The organism is Tardiphaga sp. OK246 (genome assembly GCF_900188215.1).
Lineage (GTDB): Bacteria > Pseudomonadota > Alphaproteobacteria > Rhizobiales > Xanthobacteraceae > Tardiphaga > Tardiphaga robiniae.
In genome coordinates, this window is record NZ_FZOX01000007.1 from 271077 (window position 1) to 283987 (window position 12911).

The following is a 12911-nucleotide window of genomic DNA, read 5'->3' on the forward strand; positions in this document are numbered from 1 at the left end:
TCAGATCCTGGCTGCGAGCTCAATCGGCCAGGGCGCGGATGGCATTGATGCCCGGCAAGAAAAAGTACGCCCCACCGCGCACCGTGACAAAGGGGCGAGGTTTTTCGATATGGAGATTGAACGGTCTCTGCTGAATGACGAGTTCATCTCCGTCATGGGCAACATGGCTAATCGGATCGGTCCCGACGGGCAGTCCTCCGAACTGAGGATTGTTCAGCCACGAATGCTGGATCATCTCGAACTGGCCAGCGATATCGGCGTTCAACGCGATGAACGCCGTCCCGCGCCGAGAACCCTTGCCGGTTGTCTCGTCCTGCTCGCCGCGCCTGGCTCCATACGGCCGGCCGCGCCTGATAATGCGATGCATCTTGGACAGCTTCAGTGCGACATCAGGGTCGGAGCCAATGGCATCGCGCGGATTGGCACGGCGAATATGCGCGCCAATCGGACAGGCCATCCCTGACTCGTCTTCGTAGGCGTAAAGAAAATCATTGCGTTCGGGTGCCGACGGTGAATCGGCGCCGGCACGCACCAGCGGCGCACCGTTGCGGTACCGGCCGATCAGCCGTGCCGCAACCTCCTCTGCCGCCTCGACATCGGCTTTGCCATGCATTCGGGTAGCGATGCTGGCAACAAATTTCTCGAAGGCGTCCACGTCCTGCTCCAGTTGCCGGAACACCAGGTAGGTTCCGTTACGCAGCAGATCGCGCAGATTGGAGCCGGGCTTCACGGATTGGCTGCTGATGCGCTCCCGACGTTCATTGCGATAGCCGAGCACAAATTCGCCTGGCTTGACCAGGGAGATGCGGCGGTCTTTTGCGCTCAGGACCTTGTCTCTTTCGCCACTGCCCGCGGGGGTGTGACAAGACTTGGCTTTTTTCTCGTTCTTGGCGTTTTCCTCGCTTCGGATAGCCAGGGGCGACCCCTCGATGATCGGCTGCGAGATGCCGTCGACGAAGCCGAAATGCTCCTTGGCATCGTCATAGAGGCGGCCATGGACGATGACGGGCCGGCCGTTGCCTTGGTCACCAGTCACAACAACGTCAGCAACGCCGTTCATCGCGCGCTGCTCCGCCTGGACTAGGGCCTGCAACACATGTTCTTCGGATGCATAAAGCAACAGCATGCCGTGCACCTCGGCGGACGGCCCCCATCCACCCCACTCCCATCGGCACGGTGAGCTTTCTCCCGCGTCGCCGAGAAGGCCGGAGCGTCGGGGCATCCCTCTGCCAGACGTCGGCTTCGGCGCCATGCCTTCGAGAAATTCCACGGAGAAGTCCGACAGCTGATGCTCGTCGAGATCTAGCTCCTGGAGGCCGCTGGCAGTGATGGCCAGATTGATCGCCGTCCGATCGCCAACACGCATGGCCTTAAGTGCCCGGATGTTCGTCGGCGGTAACTGCAGATCCGTCGCGCCGTCATCTTCCCCCTCAATCCTGTCCGCGCGCATCAATCGCTCGGCCAGATCGCGCAGCCAGCGCTTGGCAGCATCCCGCTGGCCTGGAAGAAAGTGCCAGGCCACATAGGCGGAGTACGGCAATTGCGGATAGCCGCTTAACAGCAGCCCCTGCACATCATGCCATTCGATTTTTTCCGTGTTCATGGTTTTTCAAAGACGTTGGAGGAATCGATCGATAGCCGGCGAACTCAACGGAGCGAACAGATCTTGTCTGGTATCGGTGTTCGCATTGATGCCGACAACACCGAGCATAGGATAGGCGCCGTACCAGACGATGGTTTCCACTTGGCTCTGCCGCACATAGGCCTTGAACGGCCTTGCATCCTGCGCGCCTTGCCAGAACAGAAAACGCGTGGGCGGAAAACCGTAGCGTTTCCCTGCCGCGTTCACGAACGTATTGGTCCAGATCGCATTCAGCCCCTTCACGGCGGCCAGATCGATGAACTCGTTGAGGTAGCTCTCCCAGGCACCGCCGAAATTGTCGAGAAATAGCAGACGCCGGCCACCATCGATCAGCACCCAGCGCGCCGAGAGGATGGTTGGGATGCCGCCAAGCTCACCCTTGTTGAACCAGAATTTCGCGAGAACATTGACGGCGAACAGGACCAGTCGAAGGATCCAGTATCGAAGGACACCCGGCTTTACACAGGTGATGCTGGCCAGATGATTCTGGTACCGGTTAATTCCGGCTTCCTCGCGCGCATATTTGCGCGCGTTGTCGCGAGCCCGGATCAAAAGACCTGCGGGATGTTCAAACGTCGTCCTGTCGCGATACTCGAGTGCCCCAGCCACGCACAGAGCCAGCAGTCCGACGAGATAGCCGGCCATCACGCCGCTCCATCCCAACAGAACCATCAGAAGCCAGCCGTAAGTGAGCGATCTGGCCATTCCAGCCACGTTGCTGATGACCGTTTCCGGCAGCAGCGCTGCAACGAGCAGGACGCCGACCGAGACCAGAAGGAACATGGCGAACTGGATGACATCCAATGCCATACGCCGCAGATTCTCGCGCGTCTTGCTGAGAGGCTGAAGCTCGACCATCAACTGCAGCGATGTCGTGCAATACCAGCCGACGAGCAACAGCCCCCCAATACAGACAAGCTGGAACATAACCACCAGCACCGCACCCAGCGACATCAGGATCCCACTCGGACCATCCACCAATATCCCGGCCCATGTCGGTGATCTGTCAACGCCGGAGATGACCGCGAGCGTGACAACACCGATGAGCACACCGAGCAGCGCGTATCGTGTAACGACCGCCAATTGTAGCGGAAAGCGCCAGAACAGATGCTGGTCGCGGGTATTTTTGCTCGCACTCCGGAGAAGAAGTTCTGCCGCCCGGACCACCAGCCACATCACGCTCAATAGCATCAAGCCGGTCAGCGTTGCCGGCTGTATGACTTCGGTGAGCTGTGAGACCCACGGCAATGCCGATACCTTTGTATCGAGATGCTGCGTTGCGTGACCGACCGTCTCAAGCCATAGCGGCAACACCGCGTAGAGCGCTGATGGTCGATAGCCCAAAGCCCAGCACACGAGTGCGCCCAGAGCGCATGCCAGCAGCGCAACGACGATACCAGCCGCAACAGCGATCTGGGTTCGAAGCGTCATCTGCCATGGCAATTGCGCCGGCTGCTCTGCCCAGCGATTGTCGGCACTGCCGCGAATGCACTCTCGTGTCACGAGATCGAGCAACCCCGCCGGGCGACCGGGCAAGATCGCATCGACGAGAAATCGCGCCGAAAGAAACGACACGATTCCCTTCCGAACGCTGTTCTCGCCTTTGACCTGCACCACCGTGCGGCCGGGACTGCCACTAAAGAACGTATTCGCACCGACGTCATGGCGCTCCCAATACTCCCGGACCAGATTTGGGGTCGTTGTTCCTGACAAGGGATAGCCGACACACCGGCGGTAGACCTCGTCGAAACCAATTGGTGCATACTTTAACAGCTCATCCAGAAAACCCGCTCTCGGGCCATCGAACGTTGCCTCGAATACGAGACAAGGCCCGCCCCCGTCGGCAGCGTCCAGGATGAAAAAACTACAAAAATGCAGACCTGCAATCTTGTCGAATGGAAACAATGGGCGGCACTCAAGAAACGCTGCCTCACCGCCAAACTGCGGGTCGGCATTGTCGCGAAGATAGCCCCTGCACCATTCAACTTTGGACGGTTCGATCGGCGTGATGATCGTTGTGAAATTCGGATTCAATGGACGGGCTCCGATCCATTCGCATTGAACGTCACGCGCAGCGAGCAAGGTGCTGGCCCGTCGTAGCCGACCTGACCGCCCTGTCCGGGCGCGCGCGCCAGACCCGGCAGGCGCATCAGCGCGCGCACTATCTCCAGCATGACCACGTCAGCAATGTATTTGCCGAAACAGTGGCGCGGCCCGAAACCGAAATGAAAGTAACTCTCGATGGGACGATCGCGAAATGTGAGCGGGTCCGGAAATGCTTCGGAATCGAACATGGCCGCCAGCGGCGGTGCCAAGACAAGCGTCCCGGCAGGCACCCGCCGGGCCCGCGGGGTGCCGTTGGCGATGATCGTATCACGCGGGCATGTTCGCACCAGCAAAGGCAGCATCGGACGAAACCGCATGGCTTCATAGATGCAGCCACGTAACGCTTCCCGCGCCGCTGCGAGCTGGCCATTCGGCGCATCAGCAGTGATCGATGTCTGATCGTGGTGGATCGCACGCTCGAGTGCGGCGGACAGCTCCTGGGCATGCGGCAGCGCCCCGGTCTGCTCCAGCAGTTGATCCACGGCATGGGTGACACCGCGGATGATAGTGGCTCCACCTGTCGCGACCAGCCCGGTCAGATAGCAGCGAATCCACTCCTCATCAAACCAGGGCGGGTTGCCCGGCTGACCATGGCGGCGCTGCAACCGTGCCAGCAGGCTGTGAGCGGGAATGGATGGGTGCGATGCAGCGGCAGTAGTGGGGCCGCCGGATCCAAGCTGCTGCGTCAGTTGACAGGTCAGATCTGCGATATCGGCGCGAGACCGGCTCCACGGAAGCGAACCAACTGGCGGGTTGACCATAATGATGCCGGCCAGATTCCGCATGACGCCTGCCATCCGCTGCCGGTCTCCATTCAGTGGAGGGACGCCAAAGTATTCGGCCAGGACGGCAACCATCACCGGCTCCGCCAGATCGGCGACAACGTCGATCTGGCCCGAGTCCTTCAATGCCTCGATGCAGGACTGGCAATTCTCGGAAGCGATCGTCCGGATGAGCCGGGCATCAGTCTTCTCGACCACGCTCTGCAGCATTTCCCTCTCGCGGGCATGCTGCTCTCGCCCATCGACCGTCATCAGAAACGGTCCCCAGGGCATTCCGGGCTCGATGGTGTCGCCCAGTTCAAAGTCGTCGAAGCGTTCGAGCACCTCGCGTACATCGCTGGCCTTTGTCGCCACAAGGACGTTGCCGACGATCGCGATGGGCCGCACGACGCGCAGCACCGCGAAGACCGCCTTGAACAACCGAAGATGGGAGAGCACGTGGCAGGACAGCCGATACTTGACGAGCTCGCCCCACATACGCAGGCGTCGTCCGAAGCGATCCACAGCGCTGGCGCCACCTGGATCGAGTCCATTGGGATCAGTCAGCTTCGAGCCGGATGTGCCAGTTGCCGACTGATCCGGCGTATCGTCGCCGGCCACCTGATCCCGGAATAGTTTCAATGAATGTTGATCCTGGCCGTCTGCCGACAGCACCAGATCCTTGGTCTCGCGAATCCCATGCATCGGTGCGCCTATTCGGCTTGGGTTGGAGTGCTCAGCAATAGAACAAGAGCGTTTGTAGTTGTAGAACTATCTATATTCCATCGAAGATAGCTCGCCAAAGCTAGGATTGTTATCATACTTGCAAGCCGCAATAACCAGCCGCTGGCCAGCGCCATCATGGCCGACACGTTAGCTGCCGCATTTCCCCGCGTCAGTGAACTAGATCACAGACAGCCGTCCATTCATTCGCATAGTAGCCTTATGGAGGCCAAATGCGACCAACGGCAACACAACAACTTGCCATCGAAGCCATGCTCAACAGTCTGCTGGGGCCGCGTGTTTACGACCGCTTGTGCCTGGGTATGAAAGTCGGAGGAATGGATGAGGACGTCCTCTACGTCTTTGTCTCCAATGAAGCCTGCGCAGCGGAGATCGAAGCGGTTCACACGGATGATTTTGCCTTGGCCGCCGAGCACGTGCTGAATCAGCCCGTCCGCTGCGTGAACGTCATCCCATACGATTTCTCGGATCTATCGAGCCCATAGCGGACGCCTCTCACCTTTCACCTTTAAGGGGAACCAACCCTTCGCGTTAGCGAGCTCACTGTCGCCACACGCAGACGAGCCGCCCATTCGGGATGGGGGCTCCCACCGATCTGGCGTCTAGAAGCTCTTTATCGGGTTGCCGAGCAGCACCGTGACAGCCAACACTACAACGACGCCATAGAGGATAAACACCCCGAGTGTGAGGCGCCGGTAAATGCGGCGATAGGTTTGCTCCAATTCGTCGACGGATGCCATGCCGAATACCTCCTGATACCCGGCCACTAATGGGCCAAACACCAACGAAGTCATGTGAACCACATCACACCTTGAGCGGCCGCCCCGACGCATCAAGGGTTGCAGGCTCGGCTTCGGCAACAGCCGCTAGCGCCTTCGGCTTGAGGATGGCGATGCTGCCGGGCTCAAGGCGGATCCACCCTTTCAAGGACCAGGCACGAAGTTGCTTGTTGATGCTTTCTCTAGTCACTCCGACCATCTCGCCGATCTCTTGTTGAGTGACGATAAAAGGACGGCCGACGTCGGAAGGCTCGTGCTTCGAGGCCAAACCGATCAGCAGGTTCGCTAGCCGCGCAGGCAGGTCCTGCAGAATGACATGCTCGACCTGTTCACTCGTCCAGCGCAGACGGGCGCAAAGCAAGTGAATGAACTTCATGGCCAGCATCGGTTGGGATTCGATAAATGGAAAGAAATCTCGCCGGTCGATCACGATAAGCTCGCAATTGGTGTGAGCAATCGCATCGGCCGTTCGCGCAAGCCCGTCGAGCAACGCGATCTCCCCGAATACCTCACCTTTCGTCACAAGATTGAGGATGGCGCTGCGTCCCTCAGATGAGGCGACGCTCATCTTGACGGCGCCGCTCACCACGACGAAGAGACTATTGCCGGGATCTCCTCTCACAAAGACGGTCGCGCCGCGTTTGAACTTTCGGAAGCTCACATACTGGCATAGTTGATCCAATGCCTTAGCGTCGAGATCAATGAAAAATGGATGACTGCGTAATATCGACAATCGGGGGTTGATCTGAGAAACGCCTCGCGCCATCACAAGTGCTGCTCCATCCCAGAAAAACTCAAAACAAGGCTAGGCACACTGGTATTGTGAAACGAAGCCCCCTCTCAAGAGTCATAGCCTGCCATGAAGACTTTAAGAAGTAACGCAGGATTTTATGGCGAGCGATGGAAGAAAACGACGAGAATTTTTGCACTGACGCCAATGACTTCTTTGCGCCGAGAAGCTGCTATTCGAAGTCAGCCGGCGAACTGTATAAAAAATGTCTGTTTCTTATGCAGCAGTTCAGTTTACGTCAAAGGTCGCCACCGAATGGACAGGCTAGGAAAAGGCCACTTTCACCTGCTTCGCGCTATCTCGCGTCTTGAACCACACTAAGCATGTCTGCTTTGCGGCAGGAGAAGCCATCGGCATAGTTTGGCACGTGGCCGAGCGCCGCTGCCGTTTCGTCTTCGATCTAACGAGACAGCACGAAAGCGAAAAACGCGATCCAACAACGCTTCCAGACTGTCGATATCGTTGCGAAATCGCATCCTAATATATCTCAGCAGCCCGAAAGCGCGGTTACCCCTGGCGTCGCCGTGGCACCCGTGGCATTGGCAGCCGCCATCATGCCGGGAGCGGCAAGGTTCATCGAGACGGTCTCGTTGCAGGCCGTCGCGTTCGGTGTAGGCATCGTCGCCGACGGGGCGATACTGGTGTCGCCGAGGATGGCAGTCGGCGCCTCAAGCGTGCCGGGTAGGACGCTGGAAATCAGCGGAGTCGTGAGCGGCAACGATGAGGGGTCGCTTGGGCTGGTATTCCCGTTCAGAACACAGCTGCTGGAGTCCAGCGGGCTACCAACCGGCGTGGTCGGGGTGGCCGTACCGGTCGCGCTACCGAGATTCGTCGTCGAGATCGTTCCCAGGGCGGCAGCGGGCGTCGCTGCACTTGGCGCTGTGGTTGGCGCGCAATTGATAACGGTGCCCGGCGTTGTTGGGTCCGACGCCAGCGGCACCGGAGCCAAGCTGGTATCTGCCGCCCCCGGAAGCGTCGCCGCGGAGAACGGACTCGGGCCGTTGAGCGGCGAGGAAACCATCGTACCAGGAGTGGTCGGAAGCCCCATCGACGTCGAGCCCATGGTCGAGACCTGCGCCAGAACCGCGTCGCAGCCTAACAGCGATAGGATCAAAACGCCCAGCAGTCGCACCATGGCTACGTTTCCTTTCTTGCTCACGCCGCCTGCTTGTGGGCCTTCACCTTCTGACCTTCGGCCAGATTCACCATGGGATTCAGCACCACCTGGTCGCCGGCCTTGATGCCATTGCGTACTTCGACGGAGGTGCCGAAGTCGCGCGCGATGGTGATCTTGTGCATATGGACGATGCCATTCTCCACAACGGCCACTTGCGTGCCATCGGCGTTGAAGATCACAGCATCTGCGGGCACGATAAAAGCAGACGTCTTGCGAGGAACATGCAGATCCACGGTGCAATAGACGCCCGGGCTGAGCGCCCCGTCCGGGTTGGGGATGTCGACTTCGGTCAACAACGTCCGGCTGCCGGGCTGCAACGCAGAAGCGATCCGCGTGACCGTGCCGTCAAACACCTGATTGGGAATTTCCGGGACGTGGACGCTCGCTTTCACGCCGGGAGTCACACCGAACGCCGCGTCCTGCGGCACGAATAGCTGAACGCGGATGACATTGCTGTGCATCAGCGTATACATAAACGTGGATCCGGACTGAACTAGGCTGCCGTTATCGATATTGCGCTGGGTGATGACGCCGTCAAACGGCGCGATCACGCGCTGATAAGCCTTCTCCTGCGTGAGTATTCGAATTTGCGCCTCTTGCGCGGCGATGTTGGACTGCGCGACTCCGACCGCCGCCTGCTGGGCTGCCAGCGTCAGCCGGTCGTTGTCGCCCTGCTGCAGCGTCAGCCAGCCCTGTTTCACGAGCCTGCTGTCACGGCCGTTGGTGGCGTCCGCCAGATCGCGGCTGGCCTGGGTCTGCTGCAACGCAGCCTGGTTCTGTTTCAGCGTGGCCTGAGCCTGAGTGATCTGGTGATCGAGTTCCGGCGCGGTGATCTCGGCCAAAAGGTCGCCAGCCTTGACCCGATCGCCAATGTCTACATAGCGTTTTTCAACATAGCCGCTGGTTCGGGCAAAGATATTCGCCGCTTCGAACGCCGTGGTGGTGGCCGGCAGTGAGATGTCGTTGCTGCCGGTGCTGTCGCTGATAACCGCGACCTTAACGTCCGGGACCAGATCGCGGAGTTCCTTTGCTGCGTCCGCAACGGCCTGCTGCGCCTGCTCATGCCGCCAGAAGCCGAAGCTGAGACCACTGCCGAGTAACAACAGAACCGCCAGAACCAGCATCAGTCGGGCCTTGGAACGAGGCCGCACCGGCGGCGGATCCGCCTGCCGATTTACCACGGATGGCTCTTCTTGCGTCCGCGCCTCATGCAACCTCTGAATCCCGGTCATGAACTTGCCTCCTCAAAGACGCCGTGTTGCGGCTGGCCGTCGACGCGTTTGCGCAACAGCGAAAACAAATACGGCACGATCAAAAGCGTGGTCGGCGTCGCAAACAGTAATCCGCCGATCACCGCACGGGCGAGCGCTGCATTCTGTTCCTCCCCGGCACTGCCGATCGCCATCGGAATCATGCCGACGATCATCGCCGCCGCGGTCATCAGCACCGGCCGGATCCGGGTGTGGCCAGCGCTGATTGCGGCCTCGAACGCAGAATGGCCTGCGAGTTGCTGCTCGCGCGCGAAGGTAACCAACAGGATCGAATTCGCCGACGCGACGCCGACCGCCATGATCGCGCCCATCATCGACGGCACGTTCAGGGTGGTACCTGTGATGAACAACATGGTGACGATGCCGGCCAGGGTCGCCGGCAACGCCAACATTACGACGAAGGGATCGCTGAAGTTCTGGTAGTTCACCACCATCAGGAGGTAGACGAACACAGCCGCGAACAGCAAACCGATACCGAGGTTGACGAAGGCATCGTTCATGCTCTGGATCTGCCCCAGTACGACAATGCTGTTTCCGGGCTTCATCTCCTTCTGCAAATCGGCCGTTACCTTGTTGATGTCGGCGGAGATCGCCCCGAGATCGCGGCCCTGTGCGCTGGCATAGACGTCGTAAACCGGCTGCACGTTGGCCTGGTTCAGGTTGGTGGGCAGCGGCTCGCGCTTGAAGGTCGCGACGTTGCTGAGCATTCCCGGCACCGGCTGGCCGCCGACGGTCAGCGTGCTCGACACCGGCGTATTCCCGTAGGCGTTGAGCGAATTGACTCGGTATTCGGGTGTCTGCACGGCGAGATAATAGGGAATGCCAGATGTCGGATCGGTCCAGAAGTTCGGCGACACCTGCGACGAGGAACTCAGGCTGACATTGATATTCGTCGCAATCGTACTGGCATTGAGTCCCAGCTGCGCCGCGCGGGTACGGTCGATCTCGGTATAAAATGACGGCGCGTCAGTTTCCTGCTGAAGATGCGCATCGACAATGCCGGGGATCGCCGCGATGCGCTCCCGCAGCTTCTGCGCGATAGCAAGGTCACCAGGATCGTAGCCTACGGTTCGGACGTCGATCTGCGCCGGCAGCCCGAAATTCAAAATCTGCGTTACGATATCGGCAGCCTGGAAGTAGAACACATCGTCGGGGAATGCCGCAGGCAGCACCTCGCGCAGCTTGCGAACGTAGTCAGCGGTCGGCTTGTGACCTTCTTTGAGCTCCACCTGGATAATGCCGTCATTGACAGCGATGGTTGAGCCGTCGGTAAAGGCAAGATTATAGGGTCGGGCAGGCAGGCCAATATTGTCGACGATCAGACTGCGCTCGCTCACCGGAACGATCTGGCGGATCTTGTCCTCTACCTGCTGAAAGATTTTTTCGGTGGCGTCGATCCGCGTGCCGGCGGGGGCACGAACGTGGAGCTGGATCTCGCCGCCGTCGATCAACGGGAAGAAATCGCGGCCGACCGAGACCAGCATGACGCCGCCGAGACCGATGATCAGCACTACAGCCACCGGCACGGCGACGCGGTTCTTGAGCAACTGGGTCAGCAGCGCGACGTAGCCAGTACGCATCCGCTCGAAGCCGCGCTCGAACGCACCCGACAGCCGCGCGAACAGCCCCTTCGGATGGCCATCGTCCGGGCCGTGCTTTTCGTACCGCAGCAGCAGCCCGATAGTAATCGGGGTGAGCGTCCGCGACAGGCCGTAGGATGCCAGCATGGCGAATACGACCGCCAGGCCAAGCGGCGTGAACAGATATTTCGCGGGGCCATCGAGGAACACTACCGAGGTGAAGACGCAACTTATAGCCAGCGTCGAGACCAGCGTCGGGATCGCGATGCCGGCTGCGCCATGCAGGGTCGCGTCCGGCAGCGTCATGTGCTCCTCGGTCAGTAGCCGATGCGTATTCTCGATCGTCACCGTGGAATCATCGACCAGAATGCCGACCGCGAGCGCGAGGCCGCCGAGCGTCATCGTGTTGAGCGTCTCGCCGAGGAAATATAACACCACGAGCGACGACAAGATCGCCAGCGGGATCGAGATCATCACCACAAGTGTTGAACGCCACGATCCCAGGAAGAGCAGGATCATCAGCGCCGTCAGGCCGGCGGCGATCGCGCCTTCGTGCAGCACGCCCGTCACCGATGACTTGACGAATACAGACTGATCGAACAATTCGTTGATTTTTAACCCGGCAGGCGCTGCTGCCCGCGCCTGTTTAAGCACGTCCTTGACTGCGTTGACCACGGTCAGCGTCGAGGCGTTGCCGTTCTTGATGATACTCAACAGCACCGAACGCCGGCCGTCCTGGCGCACGATATTTTGCTGCACTGCCGACGCGTCGCGAACCTGGGCAACGTCCTTCAGAAAGATCGTCGCGCCGTTGACAAACTTGACCGGGATCATGTTGAGGTCAGCGATGCTTGCGGGCGTCGCGTTTGTACGCATCGTATACTGCTTGTCACCGATCTTGGCGGTTCCGGTCGGCAGCGTCAGGTTCTGAGTATTGACCGCGTTGACGACATCGAGCGGCGTCAGTCCGCGCGACAGTAGCTTGTCAGGGTCGAGATCAACCATAATCTGGCGATACTTGCCGCCAGCCGGGGTAGGTAGCGTCACGCCATGCACCGGCGCCAGCTGTTGCCGGACTCTGTAGATGCCGAAATCATACAATTGCTGTTCGTTGAGCGTATCGGAGTTGAGGCTGAGCTGCAGCACCGGAACGCTGGAGGCATTGAACTGCACCACGATTGGCGGCTGGATGCCAGGCGGCATCAGCGCACGGATCGCATTTGTAGCCGAAACGATCTGCGAAATTGCGAGGTCGAGATTGACGTCGGGTTGGAAGTAGATCTTCTGAATCGAGAGCCCGTTCAGAGTTTGTGCTTCGATATTCTTGATGCCGTTGACGTTCGCGCTGATGGAGTACTGACTGTAAGTCGAGACCCGATCTTCCATCTCAGGTGTCGAGAGACCCGTATAGCTCCAGATCACCGTTACGACGGGAATTCGGATCTCTGGAAAGATGTCGGTCGGCATCGAGCGGATGGCAACGCCGCCGAGAAACAGAATCAGCACCGCCACCACGTAATAGGTATACGGAAATCTCAGTGCAAACCGCACGATGCCCATTGCTCGCTCCAAGATTGTCCGTACGTGGAATAATTCTGCGACTGCCCCGAAGCGCCGTGTGAAGGCAGAACATCAGCACCGGCAGATGTTCAGCGACTTGTCGAGCTGCTCGTCCAGCAAATGCTGCTGCGCATCGAACTTCGAAAGTCGCTGCTGTTCGTCCGCGTTCGCATCTTCGTCTGACAGAAAGCCATTCGGGGTCGGCTGGGCATGCCCCACCGGAGCCGGCAGGGGTTTCGATGCAACGATGGGTTCACGGGCCATCGCGGCATTCGGAGCTGCTGCGATGGCGATCAACGCGATGAAGACTGCCGACACTACTGGCATGAGATTTGAGCGCATTGGATCATTCCTTCCTTGACGCCCGACCGGATTGGCAATCCAGCGGCGCGCGACAGTTGGGTCTTCGGAAGACATAATGATGCGATGCGGAGGGCCAACTAAATAACGATTTAGGAAACGGCGCACCGAACAACGGACAGCGATCTCGCCGCGATGTGA

At 59.5% G+C, this 12911-nt stretch carries 10 protein-coding genes; 1 reads left to right on the forward strand and 9 read right to left on the reverse strand.

The genetic code is table 11. The features are described 5' to 3' along the window. Positions 1-19 precede the first annotated feature (19 nt). From CHC01_RS27605 to CHC01_RS27615, 3 genes are all read right to left on the reverse strand, one after another. Positions 20-1603 (reverse strand): Dyp-type peroxidase, encoded by a 1584-nt coding sequence (locus CHC01_RS27605; protein ID WP_089267539.1) that lies wholly within the window; start codon positions 1601-1603, stop codon positions 20-22. Between the two features lie 6 nt (positions 1604-1609). Next, positions 1610-3355: a hypothetical protein gene (locus tag CHC01_RS27610; protein WP_210421717.1), complete on the reverse strand. Its 1746-nt coding sequence runs from the start codon at positions 3353-3355 to the stop codon at positions 1610-1612. Between the two features lie 317 nt (positions 3356-3672). Next, a complete protein-coding gene (locus CHC01_RS27615) occupies positions 3673-5007 on the reverse strand; it encodes a cytochrome P450 (protein WP_176454724.1) in 1335 nt (444 codons plus the stop codon). Between the two features lie 458 nt (positions 5008-5465). On the opposite strand from CHC01_RS27615, the gene CHC01_RS27620 reads away from it, so the two are divergent. Next, positions 5466-5738 (forward strand): hypothetical protein, encoded by a 273-nt coding sequence (locus tag CHC01_RS27620; protein ID WP_141137183.1) that lies wholly within the window; start codon positions 5466-5468, stop codon positions 5736-5738. Positions 5739-5855: 117 nt separating this feature from the next. Here CHC01_RS27620 and CHC01_RS32785 read toward each other — a convergent pair whose 3' ends face one another. From CHC01_RS32785 to CHC01_RS27650, 6 genes are all read right to left on the reverse strand, one after another. Next, positions 5856-5993 carry a hypothetical protein gene (locus CHC01_RS32785; RefSeq protein WP_176454725.1) on the reverse strand — a complete coding sequence of 46 codons (138 nt, stop codon included), beginning with the start codon at positions 5991-5993 and terminating at the stop codon, positions 5856-5858. 64 nt (positions 5994-6057) lie between these two features. Then, complete coding sequence (locus CHC01_RS27630; protein ID WP_089267544.1) at positions 6058-6798, reverse strand: Crp/Fnr family transcriptional regulator; 741 nt, start codon at positions 6796-6798, stop codon at positions 6058-6060. A 511-nt stretch (positions 6799-7309) separates the two neighbouring features. Then, positions 7310-7957: a hypothetical protein gene (locus CHC01_RS27635; protein WP_089267545.1), complete on the reverse strand. Its 648-nt coding sequence runs from the start codon at positions 7955-7957 to the stop codon at positions 7310-7312. Positions 7958-7977: 20 nt separating this feature from the next. Beyond that, the gene (locus CHC01_RS27640) at positions 7978-9231 is read right to left on the reverse strand and encodes an efflux RND transporter periplasmic adaptor subunit (protein ID WP_089267546.1); all 1254 of its coding nucleotides are present in this window, start codon (positions 9229-9231) and stop codon (positions 7978-7980) included. Further along, positions 9228-12410: an efflux RND transporter permease subunit gene (locus CHC01_RS27645; RefSeq protein ID WP_089267547.1), complete on the reverse strand. Its 3183-nt coding sequence runs from the start codon at positions 12408-12410 to the stop codon at positions 9228-9230. Before CHC01_RS27645 ends, CHC01_RS27640 begins: the two co-directional genes overlap by 4 nt. Positions 12411-12482: 72 nt before the next feature. Beyond that, entirely contained in the window at positions 12483-12827 is a 345-nt protein-coding gene (locus CHC01_RS27650; RefSeq protein WP_141137184.1) for a hypothetical protein, read from the reverse strand. Positions 12828-12911: the final 84 nt, after the last annotated feature.